At 69.3% G+C, this 25,019-nt stretch carries 25 protein-coding genes and 1 pseudogene; 25 read left to right on the plus strand and 1 reads right to left on the minus strand.

Going from position 1 to position 25,019, the window contains the following annotated elements; genetic code table 11:
• Positions 1–74 precede the first annotated feature (74 nt).
• From ACMTAK_RS33880 to ACMTAK_RS33960, 17 genes and pseudogenes are all read left to right on the plus strand, one after another.
• The gene (locus tag ACMTAK_RS33880) at positions 75–3,080 is read left to right on the plus strand and encodes a lantibiotic dehydratase (RefSeq protein ID WP_413809681.1); all 3,006 of its coding nucleotides are present in this window, start codon (positions 75–77) and stop codon (positions 3,078–3,080) included.
• Complete coding sequence (locus ACMTAK_RS33885; RefSeq protein ID WP_413809682.1) at positions 3,077–4,228, plus strand: lanthionine synthetase C family protein; 1,152 nt, start codon at positions 3,077–3,079, stop codon at positions 4,226–4,228. Before ACMTAK_RS33880 ends, ACMTAK_RS33885 begins: the two co-directional genes overlap by 4 nt.
• 13 nt (positions 4,229–4,241) lie before the next feature.
• Positions 4,242–5,441 carry a methyltransferase, FxLD system gene (gene fxlM / locus ACMTAK_RS33890; RefSeq protein ID WP_413809683.1) on the plus strand — a complete coding sequence of 400 codons (1,200 nt, stop codon included), beginning with the start codon at positions 4,242–4,244 and terminating at the stop codon, positions 5,439–5,441.
• Between the two features lie 90 nt (positions 5,442–5,531).
• The gene (locus ACMTAK_RS33895) at positions 5,532–5,909 is read left to right on the plus strand and encodes a hypothetical protein (RefSeq protein ID WP_413809684.1); all 378 of its coding nucleotides are present in this window, start codon (positions 5,532–5,534) and stop codon (positions 5,907–5,909) included.
• A complete protein-coding gene (locus ACMTAK_RS33900; RefSeq protein ID WP_413809685.1) occupies positions 5,899–6,330 on the plus strand; it encodes a DUF6093 family protein in 432 nt (143 codons plus the stop codon). The genes ACMTAK_RS33895 and ACMTAK_RS33900 overlap by 11 nt, the downstream gene beginning before the upstream one ends.
• Positions 6,330–6,758: an HK97 gp10 family phage protein gene (locus ACMTAK_RS33905; RefSeq protein WP_413809686.1), complete on the plus strand. Its 429-nt coding sequence runs from the start codon at positions 6,330–6,332 to the stop codon at positions 6,756–6,758. The genes ACMTAK_RS33900 and ACMTAK_RS33905 overlap by 1 nt, the downstream gene beginning before the upstream one ends.
• Positions 6,755–7,201 carry a hypothetical protein gene (locus ACMTAK_RS33910; protein WP_413809687.1) on the plus strand — a complete coding sequence of 149 codons (447 nt, stop codon included), beginning with the start codon at positions 6,755–6,757 and terminating at the stop codon, positions 7,199–7,201. Before ACMTAK_RS33905 ends, ACMTAK_RS33910 begins: the two co-directional genes overlap by 4 nt.
• A gap of 121 nt (positions 7,202–7,322) precedes the next feature.
• Positions 7,323–7,961 carry a phage tail tube protein gene (locus tag ACMTAK_RS33915; RefSeq protein ID WP_413809688.1) on the plus strand — a complete coding sequence of 213 codons (639 nt, stop codon included), beginning with the start codon at positions 7,323–7,325 and terminating at the stop codon, positions 7,959–7,961.
• Between the two features lie 2 nt (positions 7,962–7,963).
• Complete coding sequence (locus ACMTAK_RS33920; RefSeq protein WP_413809689.1) at positions 7,964–8,521, plus strand: hypothetical protein; 558 nt, start codon at positions 7,964–7,966, stop codon at positions 8,519–8,521.
• Positions 8,464–8,862, plus strand: coding sequence for a hypothetical protein (locus tag ACMTAK_RS33925; RefSeq protein WP_413809690.1), 399 nt, complete (start codon positions 8,464–8,466; stop codon positions 8,860–8,862). Before ACMTAK_RS33920 ends, ACMTAK_RS33925 begins: the two co-directional genes overlap by 58 nt.
• Before the next feature lie 33 nt (positions 8,863–8,895).
• Positions 8,896–13,152, plus strand: a complete 4,257-nt coding sequence (locus tag ACMTAK_RS33930; protein WP_413809691.1) for a phage tail tape measure protein — start codon at positions 8,896–8,898, stop codon at positions 13,150–13,152.
• Positions 13,152–14,108 (plus strand): phage distal tail protein, encoded by a 957-nt coding sequence (locus ACMTAK_RS33935; RefSeq protein WP_413809692.1) that lies wholly within the window; start codon positions 13,152–13,154, stop codon positions 14,106–14,108. Before ACMTAK_RS33930 ends, ACMTAK_RS33935 begins: the two co-directional genes overlap by 1 nt.
• Positions 14,109–14,121: 13 nt before the next feature.
• Positions 14,122–15,048 (plus strand): hypothetical protein, encoded by a 927-nt coding sequence (locus ACMTAK_RS33940; RefSeq protein ID WP_413809693.1) that lies wholly within the window; start codon positions 14,122–14,124, stop codon positions 15,046–15,048.
• A 2-nt stretch (positions 15,049–15,050) separates the two neighbouring features.
• Positions 15,051–16,154, plus strand: coding sequence for a hypothetical protein (locus ACMTAK_RS33945; protein WP_413809694.1), 1,104 nt, complete (start codon positions 15,051–15,053; stop codon positions 16,152–16,154).
• On the plus strand, positions 16,155–16,592 hold the full coding sequence (locus ACMTAK_RS33950) for a hypothetical protein (protein WP_413809695.1): 438 nt from the start codon (positions 16,155–16,157) through the stop codon (positions 16,590–16,592).
• 145 nt (positions 16,593–16,737) lie between these two features.
• A pseudogene (locus ACMTAK_RS33955) lies at positions 16,738–17,640 on the plus strand (peptidoglycan-binding protein); the annotation flags it as partial.
• Between the two features lie 328 nt (positions 17,641–17,968).
• Positions 17,969–18,214, plus strand: coding sequence for a hypothetical protein (locus ACMTAK_RS33960; RefSeq protein ID WP_413809696.1), 246 nt, complete (start codon positions 17,969–17,971; stop codon positions 18,212–18,214).
• 250 nt (positions 18,215–18,464) lie between these two features.
• Here the strand turns inward: ACMTAK_RS33960 and ACMTAK_RS33965 are convergent, their stop codons facing one another.
• Positions 18,465–19,109 (minus strand): hypothetical protein, encoded by a 645-nt coding sequence (locus ACMTAK_RS33965; protein WP_413809697.1) that lies wholly within the window; start codon positions 19,107–19,109, stop codon positions 18,465–18,467.
• Positions 19,110–19,352: 243 nt separating this feature from the next.
• Between ACMTAK_RS33965 and ACMTAK_RS33970 the strand changes: the two genes are divergently transcribed.
• The 8 genes from ACMTAK_RS33970 to ACMTAK_RS34005 all read left to right on the plus strand — a co-directional run bounded on the left by ACMTAK_RS33970 (position 19,353) and on the right by ACMTAK_RS34005 (position 24,978).
• Positions 19,353–19,922, plus strand: coding sequence for a hypothetical protein (locus ACMTAK_RS33970; protein WP_413809698.1), 570 nt, complete (start codon positions 19,353–19,355; stop codon positions 19,920–19,922).
• 130 nt (positions 19,923–20,052) lie between these two features.
• Complete coding sequence (locus tag ACMTAK_RS33975) at positions 20,053–20,214, plus strand: hypothetical protein (RefSeq protein WP_413809699.1); 162 nt, start codon at positions 20,053–20,055, stop codon at positions 20,212–20,214.
• Positions 20,215–20,320: 106 nt separating this feature from the next.
• Positions 20,321–20,665 (plus strand): hypothetical protein, encoded by a 345-nt coding sequence (locus ACMTAK_RS33980; RefSeq protein WP_256114427.1) that lies wholly within the window; start codon positions 20,321–20,323, stop codon positions 20,663–20,665.
• Positions 20,666–20,692: 27 nt separating this feature from the next.
• Positions 20,693–21,691, plus strand: coding sequence for a recombinase RecT (locus tag ACMTAK_RS33985; protein WP_413809700.1), 999 nt, complete (start codon positions 20,693–20,695; stop codon positions 21,689–21,691).
• Positions 21,692–21,765: 74 nt separating this feature from the next.
• Complete coding sequence (locus ACMTAK_RS33990) at positions 21,766–22,899, plus strand: PD-(D/E)XK nuclease family protein (RefSeq protein ID WP_413809701.1); 1,134 nt, start codon at positions 21,766–21,768, stop codon at positions 22,897–22,899.
• A 99-nt stretch (positions 22,900–22,998) separates the two neighbouring features.
• Positions 22,999–23,907 carry a helix-turn-helix domain-containing protein gene (locus ACMTAK_RS33995; RefSeq protein WP_413809702.1) on the plus strand — a complete coding sequence of 303 codons (909 nt, stop codon included), beginning with the start codon at positions 22,999–23,001 and terminating at the stop codon, positions 23,905–23,907.
• Between the two features lie 93 nt (positions 23,908–24,000).
• Positions 24,001–24,270: a hypothetical protein gene (locus ACMTAK_RS34000; RefSeq protein ID WP_413809703.1), complete on the plus strand. Its 270-nt coding sequence runs from the start codon at positions 24,001–24,003 to the stop codon at positions 24,268–24,270.
• A gap of 90 nt (positions 24,271–24,360) precedes the next feature.
• Positions 24,361–24,978, plus strand: a complete 618-nt coding sequence (locus tag ACMTAK_RS34005) for a hypothetical protein (RefSeq protein WP_413809704.1) — start codon at positions 24,361–24,363, stop codon at positions 24,976–24,978.
• Positions 24,979–25,019 lie beyond the last annotated feature (41 nt).

A 25,019-nucleotide genomic window follows, 5' to 3' on the forward strand; every position in this document is an offset into this window, starting at 1 on the left:
CAGCAGCAGCCGCGCCCTGCGGGCCGGATACTTTCCCGGCCCGCAGGGCAACCCCAGCCCAGCGAGGACGAACGATGACGCGGACCAGACCTCTCCAGCGCGGTGACGTGCTCCTCCTGCGCGCCGCCGTCGCTCCTTTCAATGAGCAGCGCACGCGATGGCCCTCGCCGGACGACCCGGCTGATTGCTGCCGGTGGCTTGCCGAGGTGTGGGCCGATTCGGACTTCGCCACCGCGGTGCGCGCCGCGACGCCGCGTCTTGTCCGCGCGGTGGAGCAGGCCGTGAATGATCTGACGAGGTCACCGACGAAGATCCGCAGGGCGGTCACCGCCACAGTCCGTTATCTGCTGCGCGCCACCGGACGCCCGACTCCGTTCGGCCTCTTCGCCGGAGTGGCTACCGCATACTGCGGCCCCGCCATGGTCCGGTTCAGTGTCGAACACCGTCCGGTAGCCCGTCCGGACACACTCTGGCTCGACCACGTCCGCCGCGATCTCCGGTGTCGCCCCGATGTCCTGCCCCACCTGATCGTGGCAGCCGATGACCTGACGGTACGGCGGGGAGACACGCTCGAACGGCCGTTGCCCGGGGGCCGTACCGCGACCGTCCGCCTTACTGGGCCGCTGGCAGCCATCCTGGAGATGGCCGCCGCGCCGGTGCCGTATCCGCAGGTTGTGGACCGGCTTATCACGATGGGCGGTTCCGCTGCCCAGGCGGCACACATCCTCGCCACAGCACTCGGCGCAGGATTGCTGACCACGCAACTCCACGCACCCATCACAGACACGGACCCACTCGGCCACCTTCTTGGTGTGCTGGAGCCGGTCACGACGCAGCTGGAGCCCGAGACCGTTGACGTCCTGCGCGAGCTCAGGGACGTACACCGGCTGCTGGACAGGCACAACACGGCCGGGGACCAGTCGACAACGCGGGAGATCCGGGACCGGGCCGAGCGCAGGATGACCGCGATCAATGATGCCGGTCGTGTGCGGCTGAGCGTGGACCTTCGTCTCGATGCCACCGTGCAGATTCCCGCTCCCGTCTTGGACGAGGCCGAAGCCGCGGCCCATGCCCTGCTCCGGCTCACTCGCCACCAGGGCGAGCGGCCCGCCTGGGCTGCGTACCACAGCGTGTTTTGGGACCGGTACGGCGCAGGCAGTCTCGTTCCCGTCCGGGACGCTGTCGATCTCGCCGCCGGAGTGGGACTTCCCGCTGGTTTCGCCACCTCGCTCTGGCCCGAGCCGTCGACCAAGGCGCTGCCCCGGGACGAGCTGCTGATGCGCCGGGCGTGGCAGGCGGCTGTGATCGGCGAGCAAGAGATCCGTCTCTCGGACGCTGACATCGAGGAACTGAGCCGCACATCGCACGGAGGCGCCGAGGAACCAGCGGTCGCGCCACACGTCGAGATGAGCGTGCGGGTGTACGCCGAGAGCCAGCAGGCTCTGGACCGCGGAGACTTCACCCTGTCCGTCCGCCCCGCGTGGAGTACCGGGAACCTTACCGGCCGGTTCGCGGCCACCTTGCGTGATGGCGGACTGCGCGAGGCGTACGGGAAGCTGCCCACCCTGGTCGACGGGGCGCTCGCCGCCCAACTGTCCTTTACCCCCCTCTACCCGCATGCTGAGAACGTCGCGCGCACGCCGGCGTTCCTGCCGTATGTGATCCCGTTGGGTGAGCATCGCCCGCCCGGCGCAGACCTGATTTCGCTGGACGACCTCGCTGTGCTGTCCACCGGCAAGCGGCTGCACCTGGTCAGCCTCTCCCGCCGCCGAGTCGTCGAGCCCGTCGTCCTGCACCCGCTCGCCCTGGAGAAACAGGCACCCCCGCTGGCCCAGTTCCTCGCCCAACTTGGGCGGGGCTTCGCCACCGCCTGGACCCAGTTCGACTGGGGCCCGCTCGCCGCCGGGATGCCGTTCCTGCCCCGCGTCCGGTACCGCAAGGCCCTGCTCACCCCGGCCCGCTGGCGGCTGGCAGCGGGCGACCTTCCGGCCGGATCCTTCGACCACGCCTGGCACGAGGCCCTGACCGACTGGGCCCACACCTGGAGGTGCCCCCGCGCCGTCGAGCTACGGGAAGGCGACCGCACGCTGCGCCTGGACCTGCGCGTGGCTCTGCACGCGCGGCTGCTGTTCGACCACCTACGGCGGCACGAGAGCGCCGACCTGTACGAGGCCGCTGGGGAAGAGGATCTGGGCTGGATCGGACACGCGCACGAGATCGTCCTGCCGCTCACCTCCACCCGGCCGCCCCTGCCGGCCCCGGACATCCAGGACGCGCCCGTGGTCACCAACCGGACGCTGTCCGACCCCGGCAGCGACCGGCCGTGGGTGCAGGCCAAGCTGTTCACCGCTCCCGCCGCCATGGACCAGATCCTCGCCCGCACGCTCCCCGACTCCCTGGAACAGCTCGACATCTGGTTCGTCCGCTACCGCTCGCTCCTGGAGGAGAACCACCTGCGGCTGCGCATCGCCGCCCCTGACCCCGCTGCGCACGCCACGATCACCCAGACCATCGTCAGCTGGGCCCGGCATCTCCAAGACGACGCCCTCGCTTCACGTCTCGTCTTCGACGGCTACCGGCCCGAAACAGGGCGCTACGGCACCGATGCCGCGATGTCAGCCGCCGAGGAGGTCTTCATCGCCGACAGCAGCGCCGTCCGCTACGCCCTGGCAGACCTGCCGCGAACCGACCGGCGCCTGCTGTGCGTCCTCGGCATGGTTGATATAGCCCTCGGCCTCCTCGGCGAGGACGACGGTACGAACTGGATGGCAACGAATCCCGCCCCAGGGATCGGCCTGCCAGCCGTCACCCGAGCCGTCGCTCAGCAGACCCGCGCCGGGCTCCAAACACGACCGTCCGGCTGGACACCACGGCTCGACGCCGCGAGCACCGCACGGCGCAACGCCCTGCACCGCTACCGCAAGCACCTCGCTGATGGGCAGATCACCACCGTGCTGGAGTCTCTTCTGCACGTGCACCACAACCGGTGCATCGGACCGGATCGCGAGTCCGAAGCCGCATGCCGTCACGCTGCCCGCCAAGCGTGCCGCACCGTGTGGATACGGAGGGCCGATCAATGACCGCGCACGCCCACCACCTGGGCACCGGACTGGCCGGGACGTTCCTGCGCCGAGCCGTGCTGGCCCACAGCGACGGCGCGTGGGAGGCAGCACACCGCGTCGCCCGCGACGTCTCCACCCAGCCCGCCACCGCCCACCCGGACGATGCGAGCCTGTACCGCGGGGCACCCGCCCTCGCCTACGCCCTGCACACCGCCAGGCACCCGGCCTACCACTCCGCACTGGAAACCCTGGACGAGACGGTCGCAGGGCTGGTCCGCGCCAAGCTCGCGGCGGCACGCGAGCGCATGGCAGCCGGTCAGCCGCCACGGATGCGGGAGTACGACCTGATCAGCGGCCTCACCGGGCTCGGCGCCTACCTCCTGCACCACCGGACACGCCCGGAGCTGCTGGAGTACGTGCTGCGCTACATCGTCCGGCTGCTCCTCCAGCCCGTCACGGTCGACGGCCACACGCTCCCGGGCTGGTGGACCTCTGACAGTCCCAACGGCCAACCCGAGCTGGCATGGCCGTACGGCCATGGAAACTTCGGGCTCGCGCACGGCGTCGCGGGCCCCGTCGCCCTCCTCGGACTGTGTGGCCGCGCCGGGTTCCGCGTGCCCCGCCAGCAGCACGCGTTGGTGCACGCCTGCCGGATGCTGGAGCAGTGGTCGTCTTCCGTCCCGGCCGGAGGCGCGGCCTGGCCCGAGACCGTGACAGCTGACCGGTGGCACCAGGGGCCACCCTCCGCCACGCCTCCGGGCAGGCCCTCATGGTGCTACGGAACCCCGGGCATCGCCCGCGCCCTGCAACTGGCTGCTCTCGCCTGTGATCGCCCCTCCGGACGACGTCACGCCGAGCGTGCTCTGGCCGCCTGCCTCAACGACCCCAGCCAACTTGGCTCACTCAACGACGCGACGGTCTGTCACGGCTGGGCGGGACTCGCTCTGGTCGTCGCCGTGGCGGCCGCCGACGCCGCTCCCGGCAGCCCGCTCCCAGGGCAGGTTCCCCTTCTGCGTGACCTGCTGGCCGCCCATCTCGATGAGCATCCGATGACGGACACAGCTGGTCTGCTCACCGGCTCGGACGGCACCCTCCTCACCCTTCACACCCTCAGCCCCACCCGGCGCGTTTCACCAACCTGGACCACGTGCCTCCTCCTCAACTGATAAGGAATCGAGCGTGAACAGCACCCCGACCATCGATGACCTCCGCAACGCACTCGTCGACCAGATTCTGGCCAAGCGGCCGCTGCCTCCCCGCGTCGAGCGAGCCCTGCGCACCGTTCACCGGGAAGTCCACCTTCCCGGGGTGGACCCGGCCGTGGCCTACAGCAACCGGGCCATCACCATCAAGGAGAACCCCGAAGGGCCGCTCGCCCTCTCCTGCGCCTCCGTGCCCTCCACCGTGGCCATGATGCTCGGCCAGCTCGACGCGCAGCCCGGCGATCACATCCTGGAAATCGGCGCGGGCACCGGCTACAACGCCGCTCTCCTCTCCGAGATCGTCGGTGAGGACGGCGAGGTCACCACCATCGACATCGATGCCGACGTCACCCAGCACGCCCGCGACGCCCTCACCAAGGCCGGATACCAGCACGTACGGGTCATGGAGCGCGACGGTCTGGAGGGGGCACCCGATTACGGCCCTTACACCCGCATGATCGGCACCGTGGGCTTCTGGGACTTCCCCGCCGCATTGCGCGACCAGCTCATCGACGGCGGCCGGTTCGTCCTCCCACTGCGCTGGCGCGGACAGACCCGCTCCGTCGTCCTCAACCGCCAGGGCGAGGCTCTGCTCTGCAATGACATGGAGCTGTGCGGCTTCGTACCCATCGTCGGCCAGGACGGCGAGCGCACCATCGAGCTGGCCGACGGCACCGTCAGCGTCCATCACGACCAGGACCAGGATGTGGACCCTGCCCGGCTGAACGACGCACTCACGCAGTCGGCTGCCGAGACGTGGTCGGACGTCCGAGTCGGCGGGGAGGAGTCTTTCGACGGGATCTGGCTGCGGGCGACCGCGTTCGAGGACACCGTCTGCCGACTCGAAGCCACCCGCGCCGCTGTGGAGAGCGGCCTGCGCCGCCCCGTCATCATCGGACGAAGCCCCGCGCTGGTTGCTGGGGGTTCCCTGGCGTACCTGATCTCCAAGCGCGACGACACGGACCCCGAACGGCCTTCGCTCCTCGGAGCCGCCTATTTCGGCCCCGACGGCGCCGACCTGGCCAAGCGCCTCGTCGCGCACATCACGGCATGGGGAGCCGATCGCACCGCCACGCCCAACCTGGCGATCTACCCTGCGGGTACGCCGGACAGCGACCTCCCGGCAGGCCACGTCATCGAAAAGGCCGAATCCCGCGTCGTCCTCACGTTCGCGTAGAAGGACCGGCGAGGCAGCCTGCACGCGGTCCGATTGACCGTTCCTCCCGAGCGGACTGGCCTGTCCGACAGCCCTCCTATCGTCGGCTGAATGGATCAGACGAACGGCACGGACACCACCCGGCGCGTTGCGATCACCGCCTGGGGTGGTCGGGCTGGCATCGAGGTGGACGGTGCTCGGATCGATCCGAGCACCGTCAAGGCGTACTCCGTAAGCCACGTCGCCGGGGAGCATCCGGAGGTACTGCTGCACGTCGCGGACAGAGGTGAGACCCAGTGGGCTGGGATGGCCCGTGTTGCAGTCGCCGATCTCCCCGATCCCGGGCCAGCAGCAGCCGTGTTCCTCGACGCGATCGACCCGGAAGCCCTGGAGCGTGCCGCGCTGGCCCGGCCGGACCTCGGCACCGAGCCGTACTCGCTGACGAAGGCGATGCTCACCCAGCTCGGGGAGTGGGCCCGTGGCCTTTGACGTGGACGGCGTGCGCCGCGTCGTCGGTCGCCTCATGGACGACAAGCTGGAGGCATGGCGGGACAGCGCGGGCCGTACAGACGACGTGCTGGACGAGACCACCGGCAAGCTGGTCCCGCCGACACCGGATGAGGAACTGGTCTGGGACGGGCTCGGCGCGGTGATGCCGCTCGGCCGCCCGGCCATCACCCAGCCCGTGGAAGGGGCCGTTGCCGTCGAGCCGCCGACCACCGACTACCAGGCCGTGCTACCCGTCGATGCTCCCGCGTTGAGGCGCGACGACGTGATCCGTGTCGCCGGTTCTGTCCGTCCCGGAGGCCCCCGCGACCCGCTGTTGATCGGCCGCCGGTTCCGCGTCTCCGACGAAGCAGTCGGTACCTACAGCGTGGTCCGTATCGTCCGGGTCCAGGTGATCGGCTGATGACCCCGGCGAACCCACATCCCAACGCCCACCCGGACGCGACCGCCTTTCGTGACCCGATCGCGCTGGCCGCCACGCTCGCCCGCATGGGTCCAGCGACCCGTGCCCGCACGCGGACGATCACCCGTCACCACGCCATGCTGCTGCGAGTCCGCATCCAGCGGAACGCCAGTGGCAGGCCCGGCCCAAACGTGATCACCGGCCAGTACCGGGCCTCCTGGGACGTGCGGCTGCGTACCGGAGGCGGGGAGGTGACTGCGGAGGTGTTCTCCGACGCACCGCAGGCGAGACGGCTGGAGTACGGCTTCGTCGGCGTAGACAGCCTCGGGCGGCACTACCGGCAGCCGCCGTTCCCACACGTCGAGCCCGCATTCCGGCAGACCGAACCGGCGTTCATCCAGGCCCTGGCGGACGGGGTGCTGCCGTGACCGCCCGCCTGCCGGTGACCCGCACGCTCGCCGCTCTGGTGGAGCACGCCACCGGCCGCCCCTGTGGCATCGGTGAACTCCCGCGTGTGCAAAGGAAACCCGGATGGGAGGTCGCGTCCACCCCGTACACCATCCTCGACTCGTTGCCCGCCGAGTTCACGGGCCCGCCGCTGTGGGACTGGCACGCCGATGCCGCCTGGTCCTACCAGATCACGTCGGTCGGGGAACGAGTCGATCAGGTGGAATGGCTGGCCGACCGCGTGCGCGTCGGCGTTGTCGGCCGGACCGGAGGTCGCTGGAGCCACGACCTGCATATTCCTGGAGTCCTCGTCGCCGACCGGGAGTTGACGTACGACGCCGGAGGGGAGCCCTCGGTGTCGGCGGCAGGCGCTATCGTGTCCTACGTGCAACGGGTCACGATCACCGTGACCCCGGCGGCATGAACGCTTTCCCTCACCGCGGAGGCCCGCGCGGACGCTAGGCCCTCAGGCCAGGCGAACCCCTTTGAACCTCAAGGGGCAGGGCCTCGGCACGGGACGCTGCCCCAGAAGTGGGAGCGGACCTGTGTCCCTGAAGAAGCCGTCTACTCAGACCCGATTCCTGCGGCGCGGCATCTCCAAGATCTACTGGATCAAGAAGGTCAACGATCCCAAGCGGCCGACCCGCCGGGAGATCTCCGAGCCCAACCGGTTCGACCTCACCCAGGCCGTCTCGGACATCGAGGGTTGGGCGTTGGAGAACGACCCGATCGAGACGCCTGACATGGGGAGCACCTTCAACTCCTCGATCCCGGGCAACGACAAGGCGGAGAACAGCTCCCTCACCTTCTATGAGGACCGGTTCAGCGACGCGATCGAGCAGCAGCTTCCCAAGGGCGCCAAGGGCTACGTCGTGCTGCTCCGCAAGGGCGATATCCCTGGCTCCCGGTCGGTGGACGTGTTCCCTGTACAGGTCGCCACCCGTGCCGCGACGTACAGCACCGGCAACGAGGCTGCCAAGTTCAAGGTCGACTTCACGATCACGGAGGAGCCCTCGCTCGACGCCCCGGTGCCCGAGGGCGACTATCACACTCTTCCGAAGCCGGACGAGAACTGCGACGACGACCACGAGCACGGTCACGGTGACGGCGACCACGTCGACGTCACCGTCGTGAGCAGCAGCGCGACCACCGCCACCGTCCACGAGCACGGTGACGAGGACTGAACATGTCGCGCCCCGCACAGGCCAAGCGCCTGTCCCCTCCCCGCGAGACCTCGGCGGAGGGGGCCTGGGCGGCCAAGATGGACCGCCTGCGTCGCCGCGCCCGCGCCCAGAACACGCTCCGCATCTGCGACGACGATCAGCTGCGTCAACGGTTCGATGAGGCCGAGCAGGCCGCTCAGCGAGCCCGCTTCCTGGCCGAGGCCAACCCCGATGACGAGGCGGCCTCGCGGCAGGCAGCCGACGCCGCTGCTGCGTTGGAGAAAGCCCGTACCGCGCTGGACAGTGCCTCGGACTTCCTCACCTTCCTCGCCTTGCCGCGTCCCGCGCTGGAGGAGCTGATCTCCCAGCACCCGCCGACCGATCAGCAGGCCCAGGAGGGGGCCGTGTTCAACCCGGACACGTTCCCTGCGGCGCTTGTCTCAGCCGCTTCTCTCGACGGCATGAGCTGGGAGGAGGCCGAGGAACTGCTGAACACGTGGTCGGCGCCGGACGCCAACGCCCTATGGGAAGCGGCCTGGCAGGTCCAGCAGGAGAGCAGGGTGGAGCTGGGAAAAGGCTGAGCCGTGACGCACAGCTGAGGTCCGAGCTGGAGCTGTGCGCCGCGTACGCCATTCCCCACTCGCAGTTTCTCGGCGGGGATGGCCGGTGGACCGAGCTGGACCGGGTCAAGGCGCTGGCCTGGGCGGAGTGGCAGCGGGCGGTGTGCCCCCAATGCCACACCCGGCTGGAGGAGTGGGACGCCAAGCGCGGCGGAGACCCGCATGCCTACGTCACCGACACTCTGCGCTGCCCCGGCTGCGAGCTGATCGAGCAGGAACGCGACCACGTGCCGGGGGACCGCTCCGGCTACGGCGTGAAGATTCAGCTTCTCCCTCGCGAGCTGCACCGCGACGACACCTGATCAACCGCGTATGACGTAAGGAGGCCCAGGGCGGTGGCCGGGTTCACACTGACCGTGGCGATGCGCGCCGAGGTCCGCGACCTGATCGCGGGTTTCCGTGCTGCCTCTGGTCAGGCACGCACCTTCGCCGACCGCACCGACGCCGCCAACCGCTCCCTGGTCCGCTTGGACGCCAATGGCGCACGTCTGGCGAGCCAGTTCGCTGCGCTGAACCGCTCCAGCCGTGCAGCCGTCGGCGAGCTGAACCGCATTGCCGTACGTGCCGCGGCCGCCCGCGCCAGCCTGCGGGCGGCCGGGGACGACGGGGCCCGCTCCATGTCCCGCCTCCAGCGGGCTGCGGCAGGCGCGGGCCGGCGCGGCGTGGCCACCACGAACATGCTCTCCGGCGGCGGCCTGCTGCTGGGGGCGGGCGCCATGGTCGAGGAGGGCAACCGCTACCAGCGGCAGATGAACCTGTTCCGGGCCGTTACCTCGGCAACCGCCGCGCAGATGAAGCGCGCCGCCGTCGTGGCACAGGAGCTCGGCAACGACCTGACCTTGCCGGGCTCGACCGCGGCCGATGCCGCCGAAGGCATGGTCGAGTTGTCCAGGGCTGGTTTCCGCGCGGACCAGTCCATCGACGCCGTACGCGCATCGCTCCAGCTCGCGGCAGCTGCCGACGTCAACGCCGCCACGTCCGCCCGATATTTGGGCGACATCATGGACCAGTTCGGTCTCGGCGCTGATCAGGCTTCGAGAGCGTCGGACACGCTGGCGGCCACGGCGAACAACGCCTCGGGCTCCATCACCGACATCTACTACTCGATGCGGTACGCGGGGCCAGTGGCGAACGCGCTCGGTGTCTCGCTCCAGGACACCGCCGCCGCGGTTGGCATGCTCGGCAAGGCGGGGATTCTCGGGCAGACGGCGGGCACGTCGCTTCGAGGGATCTTCGCGAATCTCGCGGCACCGACGCCGCAGATGAAAAACGCGCTCAAGGACCTGGGCATCCAAGCATGGGACGCGCAGGGGAATTTCCGTGGCTTGCGCGTAGTCATCGATGGCCTGTCGAAGGCCGAACACGAACTGTCCCAGAAGGACTTCGCCGCTGGAGTCACCCGCGCGTTCGGCAAGCCCGCGCTCTCCGGAGCGGCGGCGCTCGCCCACCAGGGCACCGAGTCCTTCGACGCGCTGTCCGTAGCCGTACGACAGACCGGGGCTGCCGCGACCATCACCGCGTCACGTGGTCAGGGTCTGACCGGCGCGATGACGCAACTGCGCACCCAGGCCCGGCAGACCGGGCTCGCACTGTACGAGGGCATGGCACCGGGCCTGGAATGGGTCACTCGACTCCTGACGCGCGGCATGGCGGGTGCCACCCCGTACCTGACCACCGCGCTGGAGTACGGCCGCAACCTCGCTGTTCTGTACGGCCCGGAACTCAAGGCCAAGGCCGGGTCTGGCCTCGGCGGACTCATCGAGGAGGCCCAGGGACTACTCGGACCACTCAAGGAACTGGGCGCACACACCCTGGCCACCGGCCTGAACCTATTGATCAATGCCGCCCGGACCCTCGGTGACGTGCTTCGCCATGCGGCCGACGGTGTGGAACCGATCATGCACGCCATCGCCACGCTCGGAGAGGGCGGCGGCGCCGCGACCGGCACTCTCGACATCATCGCGACGGTCGCCAACGTGGCGATGGACGCTGTCTCCGGCCTGTCCACTGTGCTGGTCCCGATCGGCCACGTCGTGGGCGGACTTGTCAGCGCCTTCGGCGCGCTACCTGCCCCCATCCAGTCGGCTGCCCTGGCCATGTTGCTATTCCGCCGCGCGCAGCCGACCCTGACCAGTCTGGCGACCACCGTGAGCGGGCCGGTTCGGTCCAGCTTCCAGTCTTTCGCCCAGCAGATGCGGGTCCAGCAGGCTCTCGCCGCTACCTCCGGCGTCACGCTCTCCCGCTACGGCGCGGCGTGGGCCACCCTCCAGGCACGCGTGGGGTTCCTCGGGAGCATGACCTCCGCGTTCCGTAGCGCGACCGGCGCGGGCGCCACGTTCAGCGGCACCCTCAACGGGATGACGCGCGCGGCCGGATCCGGCTTGCGATCGGCACTCGGCGGCATCACCAATGCACTCGGTGGACCCTTCGGAGTGGTCATGGCGGGCGTGTCGGTCGGCCTGGGCCTGCTCGCCTCCCGGCAGCAGCGTGCAGCGCAGGCTGCTGCCGAACACCAGCAGCGCATCTCTTCGCTGACTGCCGCCCTGCGCGAGTCCGGCGGACAGATCAACAGCGATGTGCGCGGGCAGGCCGCCCAGATCCTCCTGGACACCAAGACCAGCCAGGGCCAGCTCACCAAGGTCATGGATGAGGCCGGTGTGCCGCTCGCGACGCTGACCGATGCCTATCTGGGACAGGGCACATCGCTCGACGCTTTGCAGAGGAGACTCCAAGCCACGGCGAACGCCCACCGCGAGTACAAGAATGTGGCGGGAGGCAAGGCCAGCGTCCTCGACTACACCGACGTCGGACAGCAGTACAAGGACGCCGCTGACGCCCTCGGCAGCGTCAAGGGTGAGATGGCCGAGTCGGTCAAGAACGCCAAGGAGCTGGCGAAGGCGACCCGTGGCGCCGGGGACGGCACGTCCGCCTACGACCGGCTGAAGAGCGCAGTCGGTGGCTTGGCGGACGAGACCGCCGATGCCGATACCCGCACTCGATCCCTCAAGAGCGCCCTCGACCTGTTGTCGGGCGGCCAGATCTCGCTCCAGGCCGCGAAGGCGAAGGTCAACTCAGCCGTCCTGGACCTGAAAGAGGGAGGCAAGAACCTCAACCGTGACCAGGGCTACGGCGGAAAGCAACTCGTCAACGACGACCGGACGCTCAACACCACCACGAGGAACGGACAGCAGCTCTACACCCAGCTCACCGCTCTGTCCGACGCGGCGGCCGATGCCTCGGTGGCGACGTTCGACCTCGCCCAGCGCAATGGCGAGGCGCTGCCGGCCGCGCTCGCCAAGGCCCGCGGAGAGATGAGCCGTGCACGTGCCGAGGCGATCAGGGCCGCGCAGAGCTACGGCCTCACCCGAGCCCAGGCCGAAGGCGTCGCCGACAGCCTTGGTCTGCTGCCGTCGAAGGTGTCGCTGCTGCTCCAGACGAAGGGCATGGACAGCACCCTCGCGAACCTGATCGCGGTCCAAGCCGAATTCCACCGGCTCCCCAATGCCAAGACCATCAAGGTCGACTCCTTGAGTGATGGCGCGCAGAAGAAGCTGCGCAGCCTCGGCTTCACGGTCAAGACGGTGCCCGGCACCCGCCAGATCAGGATCACGGCGCCAACGGCCGCGGCACGGAAAAGCCTGGACGGACTGATCGACAAGCTCGGTCGAACCCCGAACAGCAAGAACGTCCACGTCTCCGCGCCGACCGCAGCGGCCATCAAGAGCTTGTCGGCGGTCCAGGCCAAGATCAGAACTACCCCCGGAGCGAAGTCGGTCATCGTGCGCGCTCCTACGGCTCGCGCTCGGAAGGAGTTGCAGGCGCTCGGCTTCCGGATCGAAAAGGTCCCCGGCTCCAAGAACGTCAGGGTCATCGTGCCGACCAGCGGGCCTCGTAAGGCGGCCGACTCGATCCAGAGCAGGATCAATGCGCTGCGCGGCAAGTCGGTGACCGTCACCACTCGGCACGTGAATGTCCTGGAGACAATCCGCAAAGCACCGTCCGACACGGCCGACGCCCTACGCCGACAGGCCGAGAACCTGACCAACCACGCTCGGGGCGGTGTCGTCGACTACTACGCGGACGGCGGCATCACCGGCGGACCGCGCCGGGAGAATCACGTCGCCCAGATCGCACCGGCCGGGAGCTACCGCATATGGGCGGAGCGGGAGACCGGTGGGGAGGCATACGTGCCTATGGCCCCCGCCAAGCGCGAGCGGAGCAAGGCCATTGTCGAGACCGTGGTCGACCGGTTCGGCGGCCAGGTCGAGTGGTACGCCAACGGTGGCGTCAGGGGAGCCCGCGGCCGCGACTACGCCCCGATGCTCGCCAGCTCCTTCAAACAGGCCCGCAGCGTAGCGGCGATGGCGGGCGTCGTGCGCGCCTTCGACCTCCGCACCGGAAGCGACCGTGCCCGCACCCGCGTGGTCGACGCCCGCGCTGGTGGCCGGGTCCAGGTCGTCGTCGTGCGGGAGCAGCAGCCGCTGATCGGCTCGATGCCGGTCACCGTCACCGACAGCGCCGCCACACCTGAGCAGATCGGCTCCGAAATGATGCGCACGCTGCGCAACGCGCAGCGGGGCGGGAGAGTGTGATGACCACAGCACCGAACAGGGTCGGCCGCCCCGAACTGGCCGCGTGGCAGTACGAGATCGGCGGTGTCGTGCTCGGCACCGGGAGCTACGTCCCGATCGGCAACGTCGAAGGGCTCGGCGCGCCCGCGCCCAGGTCGCAGGACGCCGACAACTCCAACAGCGACGGCACCACCCCAGGACGGGACTTCTATGGACCGCGCCCCCTGCGGTTCGAGGCGGGCATCAAGACGCCTGGCGACCCGGTGAAGGCTGCCGAGATCCTCGCTCGGCTGGAACGGGCCCTGGACGCCCCGGAGGCGCGCACCACCCCGGACGGTCGCCACGTCCTGCGCGGACGGTGGCCCGGCCACTCGACACGCCGTATGTACGGTCGACTTCGCCGCATGGAGGCCACCAGCATGGCCAACGCGGTCCACGGGTGGATACCGCTCGACCTGGAGTTCGTGGGCCTGGACAACCCCTGTTGGTACGACGACGAGGTGTCGAAGCTGACCCTCGGCCTCGACCAAGCGGCCCGCGGCCACGGCGGGGACCGCACCGTCGATGAGGCGATGGGCCGCGCCGCCGCGTGCCGCCGTCCGGCTGATCCTCGCCGTCGCCCAGCCGATGACCGGCCCGGCTGGGTCACCAACCACGGCGACGTGCCGACGCACCCCAGCCTCCGCGTGCACGGACCGGTCACCGCCCCGCGGATCTGGAACGCCGATACGCGCCGCGTCCTCGAACTCGACGTCTCGCTGCGCGAGGGCGAGTGGGTGGAGCTGGAGACCCGGCCCGGCACCTGCTGGGCCCTGCGCAACGGCACCGTCAACGTCGCCAACCACCTTGAGCCCGCGAGCCGTCTCGACCTGTTCACTCTCCCGCCCGGACGGTCCGAGATCGCGTGGAGCGCGCACGACCCGTCCGGCACCGCGCGCCTCGAGGTGACGTGGCGGTCGGCGTATACCACCCTGTGAACGGAGAGCACTCGTGACGCTGCAACCCCCCATGATGGTGCGCGGGGCCGACCACTCCGCCCGTGCGCTGCGCCTGATGATCCGCGATCTCGCCCGGGGCCGGCAGGGCGTTGCGGAGAGCGAGGACCTGAAGGTCCGCCCGCTGGAGACCCCTGGCCCCGGAGTCCGCGTTGGTGACGGCTCGGCCCTCATCCACGGCGCCCGTCCGTGGCAGGGGGCCTACACGCAGAGCAACATCGGTGATGCCGTGGTGGCCGTCGAGCCGACCGGCCCGTTCGCGCGTACCGACTTGATCGTCCTGCGGATCGAGGACCCCGAGTGGGAAGGGGAACGCGACCCCCATACGCAGGAGATTGGCTACTTCCACGTCGTCAAGGGCGTGGCCCATGATGCCTCCGCCGTCCCCGAGGGGATGACCGGCGTCGCCCTGGCCCGCGTTGCCCTGCCGCGCAACACCGCGGCGATCACCGCCGACATGATCACTGACCTGCGCCAGATCGCGAACCCGCGCACCGAACGCATCCTGCGCACCGTGCACCCGACGAAGACGGAGGAGGTGCCTGGCAAGCACGGCCAGTGGGCGGCATGGCCCGAAGAGGCCGCCTGGGCCCTCGACGTCCCGGCTTGGGCGACGACGGCCACCATCGTCGTCACCCTTAGCGGTCTGCGCGCGGAGGCGGGCTCCGTGTACGCCGAGCTGCGGACCCGGCTCGGGAAGCGCGCTGCGAAGCCGACCGTCGTGGACGACGACGGGACGACGACCCGCCGCTCCAGCGCGACCCTGGCCGACACCCTCGCCGTGCCGCCCGCTTACCGGGGCACCCGCCAGCACCTGGCCGTCGAGATCAACCAGAACGACAAGTACGGGGACGGCGAGCTGACGGTGGCCAAGGGCACGACGGTGACGCTCGATGTCGCCTTCACGGAAGGGCCCGCCTGACGATGGCCGACTACCGCTACATCGTCGCGCGGGCCGCGACCGGTGACGTCCTGCACTGGAACCTCCCGCTCGGCGAGGTCGAGTACGGCCCGGAGATATCCGGGCCCGGCTCGCTGAAGGCGACCCTGCCAACCTCATTCCGCCGCTCGCTGAGCGACACGCTCGACGCTGGCGACACGGTGCTTCTGGTCGAGCGCAACGCCCGCCTCGACTGGGGCGGCATCCTGTGGCGCGCCGAGCCGGAGGGCAACACCCTGCCCGTCGAAGCCTCCGGCTTCACGAGCTACCTCCACCGCCGCTTCGACCTGCACGGCAACCTCGACGGCCGCGGCCCGTACATCGAGGCCGACCCGTGCCAGGTGATCCGCGATGTGTGGGCCTACGCCCAGGCCCAGCCGGACGGCGACCTCGGCGTGAGCGTGGACGACACGAAGTCGAAGGCGAAGACCGGCACCGCGAAGGACCCGTACACCACCGCGAAGACCGACCCGCGCAACCTCGGCGAGATGGTGGACGAGATGGCCGAGACCGATGACGGCCTGGAGTGGTCGGAGACAGCGACGTGGCGCGGGCGCCGAGCCGAGCGGCGCGTCATCCTTGGCGCGCCGCGGCTCGGCCGACTCCGGGAGGACCTGACGTTCACCACCGGCGCGAACGTCGTCGGCACCCCGCACGTCATCAAGGACGCCGACTCCTACGCTCAGTGGGTCATCGGGCTCGGCGCGGGCGAGGGCAAGAAGCGCAAGGTCGTCGTGGACGGCGTACGTAACGGCCGCCTGCGCCTGGAGTACCGGCTGGAGACCAGCGAGAAGGACGAGGCCAAGCTGAAGCAGCGGGCCCGCCGCGAGCGGCTGGCTCGTCAGGTCCTTCCCGCCCTGACCGAGCTGGAGATCATCGACCACCCGGCTGCTCCGGTCCACTCGCTGAGAATCGGGGACGACGTACGGGTCCGCCTGTTCGAGCCGCATACCGAGTTCGACGGCTGGTGCCGCCTCGTCGGCTGGACCGTACGGCCCGGTGACGGCGAGACCGCCGAGCGCGTGACTCTGAAGTTGGAGCGCACCAACAAGCCCGAGGACGAGGCGGGCGACGGAGAGGAGCAGTAGATGCCGGACACGATCGCCACCCTCGGCCGCCGACTGGCCAGGCTGGAGAGGCGGGTCACCACCCTGGAACGCGCCCGCCGCGCGCCGTACCCGGAGTGGCGAGATCTCCCGCTCACCGGCGACACCACCATCGCCGACGAAGAACAGCCACCACAGTTCCGCGCCAACCCCTGGGGCACCACGGAGTTCTGCGGCCGGATCGGACTGACCGGCGACCGCGCGACGGACGAACAGCTGGTCGCGCTGCTCCCCGAAGGTTACTGGCCGGAAGCACCGCGCACGGTCGACGTCGCCTCCGACGCAGCCCGGCGCACCCTCCAGCTCGACGTCGATCCCAAGGGCCTGGTGCGGCTGCGCGTCCAGGGCGGGGGAAGCGTCCGCGCATCCTGGATCAGCCTCGACAGCGCGTCGATCCGAACCGACCGCGACGGCACCTGACCGGCGGCGCCCGGCTCCTGGCCGGTGCTCCGCCGGTAGCATGACGCCTGGGTGACCCTCCACCCGCTTCGCACTCCCGAGGGACCGGACCGCCGTGGCGGCCACGGCAGACCGCCATCCGGCGCAGGGGAGAAGGACGAAGCGCGTGGCTACACCGCTGAGCGCGGACAGGTTTCTGTCTGTGCTGAAGGGCGCCGGGCTCGGCGTGGTCGAGCACGGCAAGTGGCGCACCCACAACCGGAACACCCACGGCAACTGGGGCCCGGCGAACGGCGTCATGATCCATCACACGGGGCCGTACACCTCCGAGAAGGACATGGTGGAGCTGTGCCGGACCGGCTACCAGGACTTGCCCGGACCGCTCTGCCACGGCGTGATCGACCGCTCCGGCACCGTCCACCTCGTCGGCTACGGGCGCTGCAACCACGCCGGGATGGGCGACACCGACGTTCTGCTCGCAGTCATCGCGGAGAAGAAGACCCTCCCGCGCGACAACGAGGCGGACACCGACGGGAACAGGCACTTCTACGGGTTCGAGTGCATCAGCACCGGGAGCCATCCGTGGCCGGCGGCCCAGCTCGACGCGATGGCCCGAGCGGCGGCGGCCATCTGCCGCGTCCACGGCTGGAATGAACACTCCGTCATCGGTCACAAGGAGTGGCGGCCAGGGAAGCCGGACCCGGGCGGCATCGACATGGACGACTTTCGCGCTCGGGTCGCCCGCCACCTCAAGGACGGCGGTAGGCCGAAGCCGGACCCCAAGCCGAAGCCGAAGCCGGACCCGAAACCCAAGCCGACGCCGAAGTACGCGGCGTACCCAGGCGAGCACTTCTTCCGCAACGGGCGCTCCTCGCCGGTGATCGCCGCGATGGCGAAGCGACTGATCGCAGAGGGCTGCGACAGCTACGAAACGCCGCCCGGCCAGGTGTGGAACGACGCGCACCGTCGCTCGTACGCCGCCTACCAGATCAAGCGCGGCCACCACGGTGCGGACGCCGACGGCATCCCCGGCCCCGAGACCTGGGCAGACCTCCGCGTCCCGCACCAGGCCGGTGCCCCCCAACCGAATCCGACCACCCCGGACCAGGAGCACGACCCCATGCCGCAGGCCCTCGCCGACATCGCTGAGCGCACCGTTGCCACCTACCTTCAGTCGCTGCTGGGCCTGATGGTCGCCGCCAGCACGACGGACATGGTGTCCCTGTCCGCATGGCAGGCCGCTGCGGTCTCCGCGATACCCGCCGCGCTCAGCGCGTTGAAGTCCACGCTCGGCACTGCCCTGGGCCGGCCCGGAACAGCGTCCTGGCTGCCGGTGAAGCGCGACCCGGCCACGCCGAAGCACTGACCGGTCGGCGACGAAAGAGAAGGAGGGAGCCGTGCCTGAGGAACAGGTCGCGCTCGCCCTGGCCGAGCTGCGTCAGGCGCTGGAAGTCGGGTTCGCTCGCATCGACGGGCAGCTGGCTCTCATCGTCCAGCGCAGTGACCAGACGGACAAGGCGCTGGAAGAGCTGGAGGAGCGGGTCGCCGCACTGGAGAAGGGGCGGTGGCCGCTTCCGACCCTGGCCGTCCTCGCCAGCGTCACCGCCGTGGCGCTCGCCATATTCGAGGCCGCGCGTAACTAACTGTCCCCGGTATCGCGGTTGCATACCGTGTTGGGTTCGAGAGGTTGCTCAGCAGCATAAGAGAAGGCCCCGTCTCGCGACGGGGCCTTCGGGCCTCTTGGAAGACCAAGGCGATGGTACCAAGGGTTAGCCTTCGGTCCCCGCCACAGTCTGCTGCGCTGCGTCGCTTCGTGGCCAGCCAGAGCTGCGAATGGTCACCTATCGCTGCGCGTCACGGGCCAGGTGTTCCACGCCGACTGACCGTTGCCTACTAGCGCGCGGAACGCTTCCGCTGAGCCCGTTCGATGCGGTCCAGGACCTCCGAGATCAGCACCCCGCGCAGTCGCTCGGCCTCGGCCACCTGGTCGCGAAGGGAGTCGATGGCTTCGACGGGAATCCCCTCGGCCCGGGCCTGCGCCGCACGGCGAATCTCATCCCCCAAGCGTTCAAATGCGGTCAGAGGCAGGGCGAAAGGGTTCGTCAACCCGTTGGTCGCCAGATACGCATTGAGTTCGTCTCGGAACAGACGTCGAGGCTCGGGAACCCGTGGTCTCCTGAAGCGGCGCCCCATCAGACTCCCGTCGGAAATCGGGATCAACCAACCGTCCAGTAGAACGCTGTCCGCCGCATCTTGCAGGTCGTCGAGGGCGCTGGACATGGCGGAGGTGAACTCACTGACCTCGACTCGGTGATCATCTGCCAGTGCGGCGACAGCCTCTCGCTGGAGCTTGACCACTGCGCGCGCACTACTACGGACCCGAATCAGACGGTTGATCTCATCCTCTGCCTCTGCCCGATTGCGATCGCGCGTCGCATTCCTGTTCTGGAGCAACGGAGCCGTGACGGCTGCTCCAGCGCCCAGCAGCGCGCCCCCTAATGCCCCGACCAATCCGTAGAACGCCGCGGTGTCCGCCATGCAGACATGATCCGGGGTCGTACTCATGCTCGGTCAAGCCCCAGCGACACGAATCAGGCGGTGCCAAAGTTCGATGGCACACACTCGCGTTCATCAAGGTTCGTTGGCACGCACTCAAGATCCGGTGGCACACGCGTGAACGACGGATCGCCGTCCAATCTGGAGCTGCTGCACCAAGCGTGGCGTGCGACGCCACGGCTACTCTTCCGTCGTCACGCGTGAGCGCCGAGCGGAGGATGGGGCATGGTTGGCCGTAAGCCGTACCTGGTCGGGCACCAGGAGTTCGCCGCGCTGTACCGCGTCGATCCGAAGCAGGTGGCGCAGTGGCTGGCGCCGAGCCGCGGTGTGCTGGACCCGTCGACCGCCTTGGTGGTTAGCGGGGTACGGTACTGGCCGCTCGGTTTCGCGGCTGGGTGGGGCGCGACGACCCCGCGGTTCCGGCAGGTCGATCTGAGCATCAGGGCGCAGCTCATCGCGGAGCAGGGCGAGGGCTGGGAACCCAACCTGTGTGATGAACTGCCGCCGATTGTCGGCCAGCAGGAGATCATCGAACTGTTCCACCTGCCCGCCCAGGGGAACCTCGCCACGACCATCGCGACAGGCCGGTTTACGGCGCACGACTGGCTGCTGTCCGGGTCGAGGCTCTGGATGCTGGACACCGTCCTAGCCGCTGTCCCAAAGCTCCGAGAGAGCGCACGGAGCCTGCCTTGGGATATCGACGAGGAGGTTGTCACAGCCTTGCGCGATGGCACATACGACGGCCCCGGCAGCCGTGTTCTGACCCGAGGTCGCCATGCCCGAAAAGCCGTCTGACCTGGACAGAAACTGTACTTAGCCTCGAATTGCCAATAAAATATAAGTAATCCCCCTTCGGGGGTTCGCGATTCACCAAGGAGGCAGAAGTGCAGTTCATCGCCACGCAGAGCGGCCGGGGGGTGTGATCATGAGTGCCCGCGAGGCCCTGGTGCTGGAGGGGGCTCTCTCGCTCTACGTGCTGAAGTGCCCCGACTCGAACCTCGCCGTCCGGGCCCTGGAGGCGGCGTCGGCAGCCAATGAGGCTCGCGAAGCGTGTATGGAGGACGCGATTGAGCGGACCTCCGCCTGAGCCTGGCCAGGGCTTGAAGTTGCGGCTGTAGTGGGTGGGGTTGATCGCCCGTTCGCTTGCCCGCAAGATAGGTGACATTCTTGCAAGCAGTCATTAGGGGGTGGGTATGGCAGACATCCAGGACGAGATACCGGGCCTGGTCATCCACACCGTGAGGCAGCCGGATGGACAGCCAGCGTCCATCCAGGCGCAGTTCGAGTCGTTCCACCAGCTCAACCCCTGGGTGCTGCGCGCATTGGAGGCCCTGACCGCCGACTACTTGGAGCGCGGAGCGAGCCGCGTCGGTATCGGGATGCTCTTCGAGGTCCTGCGCTGGCGCTACGCCACGGCGACCGAGGGCGACGAGTTCCGCCTCAACAACAACTTCCGCAGCCGGTACGTCCGGCTGCTCATCGAGCGGCACCCCGAATGGGCGCGCGCTTTCGAAGTCCGCAGTCTGCGGGCCGACTGAACCAACCCTCTTGGAGATGAAGGACCGATGAATCAACCGACCGAGCAGCAGGGCATCGACGCAACGTCGGCTGGCCCAGCGCCGACCAACCCCGATAAGCAGCCCGACCGCAGCGTCTCCCAGAGTGCCGTCGTGCTGCGCGCCGACCAGATGGAGTTCGACGCGCGTCAGGTGGCCGCCCTGTCGCTGATCAGCCCCGGCCTCACCCAGGCACCGCGCGCACAGCTGGCCATCTTCTTCCACTTCTGTGTGAGGTCTGGGCTCGATCCCTTCGCCCGGCAGATCTACATGATCGGGCGCACCAACTGGAAGGCGGCCGACGACCCGGACGAGCCCGAGAAGACCTGGACCATTCAGACCGGCATCGACGGTTTCCGCGCCGTCGCCCACCGCGCGGCGACGAAGGCCGGGGAATCGATCTCCTACGAGGACACCGTCTACTACGACTCCGAGGGCAACGCCCACGAGGTCTGGCTTTCCAAGGAGTACCCGACTGCGGTCAAGGTCACTGTCCTGCGCGGCACCAGCCGGTTCCCGTTCATCGCCCGATGGGACGAGTTCGCCCCGACGTACTACGACCGCAAGCAGAGCGCGTACGTCGTCGCGAAGATGTGGCGGCAGATGCCCGCCCACATGCTCCGCAAGTGCGCTGAGGCAGGTGGCCTGCGGATGGCCGCTCCCCAGGACCTGTCCGGCGTGTACGTGGACGAGGAGATGGCGCGGGCCGACGCCGAAGCCGTCGTCCGCGAAGCGGAGGACGCGACCCGGGCCTTGCGAAAGGCCGCCGGACTTGAGGCGGGCGACGACAAGGGCGAGGACGCGAAGAAGGCGTCTGCCAACGGCCCCGAGGCCGTGGACAAGGACGAGGCCACGAAGAAGCCCGCGCCGAAGAAGCGGGCGCGAGCCACGAAGAAGGCTGCCCCCACGCCCAAGCCGGACGCCGAAGCCGAGCCCGACGAGGCCACGCCCCCGGCGAAGCGTGCACCGCGGAAGCGGGCCGCCTCCCCGCGCCGCGCCGCCACCTGACCCCTGCCGACACCGGGTGCCCTCCCGTCTTCGGCGGGCGGCACCCCACCCTCTTGGAGATCACAGTGACCACTATGGCTATCGCCCCTGAGCGGCCCGTCAGCCTGTGGCCCGCCGCTCACGCTGCGGACTCGCGCCGTCCCCGCTCCCAACAGACCAAGCTCGGAGCCAGCGACACCGTGTGTGCACGCCGGGCCGGGTACCTTCTGCACGGCCGCACCCCAACAGACGTCGGCGAGAAGCGGAAGGCGATCCTCGGGACCTGGCTGCACGACGGGATGCTCGACGCCGCCCGCGAGGAGTACGGCTGGCTCGTCGAGCGCCGCGTGGAGGACGAGACGGTCCGGGGCCACATCGACGCCGTCCAGCTCGACAGCACGACCGCCGCCCGGCTCCCGAAGCGGCTGCGCCCCACGCTCCCAGCGGAGGAGACGACCGTTGAGGACGTGAAGACCAAGAGCACGTACCAGTGGGACAGCGTCCTGCGGTACGGCGCGAGTCAGGCCGAGCTGCGGCAGGTGTATCTGTACGCCGACCTGCTCGGCACGGAAGGCTTCGCCAGTGTCAGGGGCCAGCGGCAGCTCGCCCAGCTCGGCCCCGTGCCGGTCGCCCGTATCCGCTTCCGGTTCATCAACCGCGACAACGGCGACGACCACATCCAGGAGATCGCCTACGAGGCCGACCGAGCCCGTCGCGCCCGCTGGTGGGTCCAGCAGGTCCGGGCGGCTGCCTCACCCGAGGAACTGCCGCGCACTTTCCAAGGGCCGGGCATCTCCGTGATCTGCGACCACTGTCCGTTCCGTACCGCGTGCTGGGGTCCGCTCGTCGCCGGGCGCTCGTCGCAGAGCCAGCTCATCCACGACGACGAGGAACGTGCGAAGGCGCTGGCCGAGTACGCCGAGGTCTCCGAGCAGATCAAGCCGCTCAAGGACCGGCAGAAGTTCCTCCGAGCCAAGCTCGACGGCTCCGAGCCGGGGGTCTACGGCGACAACGTCCTGAAGTGGAGCGGCGGTAACCCGACCAAGGTCGATGACGTCGAGGCGATGGTCTCGCTGTACCGCCGTGCCGGGCTGGAGGTGCCGATGGCACCGGACGTGGCGGCGATGAAGGCCAAGCTCAAGCAGGTGGGCATTCCTGTACCCACGCGCCTCGACCACGACCGGCGGACCACGGTGAGCATCAACGTCACTGCCAGGAAGAAGCCCTGAGCGTGCCACCTGGCGGGGCCGGGGTCGGTGTGCCCTGTCCCCGCCCCGGAGCGGCGCGAACGGGGCGCGACACGGAGAGTGCCGGTGAGCATTCAACTGATGGTGGTGGCCGCCTACTTGCCGAAGGAGGTGATCAACACGACGCAGAAGCTGGTCCTCATGAAGATCGCGGATTCGGCCGATGACCAGACCAGGCTGGCCCGGCCCGGTTTGGAGCGGATGATGGCCTGGGCCGGCGTGGGAGAGAAACAGGTCATCACGGTGGTGACGCAACTCGTCGGGCTCGGCCTGGTCGAGCGGGTCACGATCGGCCGTGTCGGGCGCCGTGCCGAGTACCGGGTGTTCCCGCACGGTGTGCCGCCGGTCCCGTCGACGGAGGAGCTGATCGAACGGCGCCGTGCGGCGCAGCGCGCCCCGACGAACCCTCGGCTGGCCCGGAAGACCTGGCGCCGCAAGCCGTCGTCAGCGGCCCGCACACAGCGGGACGTTGCCGCACGGGAAGAGACGCGGGCCTCTGCCGAGCCGGGTCCGGAACCAGGGTTGCCCCAGGGAAACCCTGATTCGGCTCGGGGCAGGGTTGCCGTGGGGGAACCCAGTGGGTTGCCGCAGGGAAACCGGGCGGGTTCCCCTGGGGAAACCCCTTCTCTTCCTTCTTCTTCCTCTTCTCTTCCTCACCCCCCTACCCCCACGGCTGACGCCGCAGGGGAGCCGGGGGCGGGGCGCGGGGCGCAGCAGCGGGCGGGCTGCCCGAAGCACGCCGAGCCCGTGGCGAACTGCCGAGGGTGCGGCACGAACCCGCGTGCTGGGCGCGAAGAGGCGCGGCGTGAGGCGGCCGACCGCGAGCATCGCGACCAGCAGGACTGGCTACGAGAGTTCTTCGTCGAGCAGGAACGCCGCGTGGCCAAGACGGACCCCCAGGCCCTGGAAATGGCCCGCCAGCGGGTGCGCGACCTGGCCCGCATGGGACGCGAGAAGGGAGCCAACTCCCGTCGCAGACAGGGGCGTTAGCGAGATCGCCAACATTGACGCCCGCCATTAAGATATAAGTAAGGTTCGGAACTGGCCGAACTCACCAACCTCTTGGAGATCACCTTGACCGACATGCTCACTCCCGCCCCCGATGCTTACGTCGTGGTCGCTGAAGTGATTCATGGCCCGCACCTCGCTCCGCGAGTCGGTGACGGCCTGTTCTGCTCGGCCGAGTGCGCCGAGTACGGCGTCCGCGAGCTCGTTCGCGACCTGAGTAGGGAGGAGGGCAGCAGCGGCTTCGTCCTGCCCCACGAGGGGCGCATGATCGGCTGCGTTGTCACCCGTGGGGGCCGGATGTGGTCCGTGCAGATCCTCGCACGCAGTGAGCTGCCCACCCTCTGACGCTCACTTCACGTCAGGTAGGTGACATTTTTCAAATGGTGGGCGCACCTTCTGTGCGCCCACCGCGCACACCCTCTTGGAGACCAGAACATGACTACCATCGCGGCTCTGCCCAACCACGACCGCACCACCGACCCGATGTGGCAGCAGCTGTTCTACGGCTACAGGCACGTCATCACCCCGCTGCGCTACGCGGGCTGGGTCACCGACGTCGAGACCAGCGGCGGCGAGTTCTACGTCCGCGCCGACCTGCGAGACGGCACGGAACTGATCATCGCCTCAGAGCACAGCCTGCCCGTCGACCCCGCCGAGGTGACCGGCTGGACCGCCATCCGCCAGGACACGGAGCACACCAGCAAGCACACGGTCCTGTACGACTCGACTCCGAATGGTCCTCAGCGCCACCACGGCAACAGTCTGATCCCGCTGATGGCCCGCATCGACGGCCTCGACCTCCCCTGCCACGCGCCCCGGCTGTTCGTCTCGGCTACGCACAACGCGCCGTACGGCATAAACCACAACTCGACTGCCGGGACCGAAGGCGCGGCGGGCGCCCTCGCCCGATTCACGGAGTGGTCGCGACAGCTAACCGACTTCGAGGGGTACCACCGCGTCTGGCAGCGGCCCGAACGGGATGGCTACCCGCTGGCGTTGTTCGAGAGGGACGGATACATCACCACCCTCCGTGTCACCCGCAGCAATGACTGACCGGTCACGCCGCGCACCGCGCCCCACCGGGTGCGCGGACC

The organism is Streptomyces lacaronensis, assembly GCF_047337785.1.
Lineage (GTDB): Bacteria > Actinomycetota > Actinomycetes > Streptomycetales > Streptomycetaceae > Streptomyces > Streptomyces lycopersici.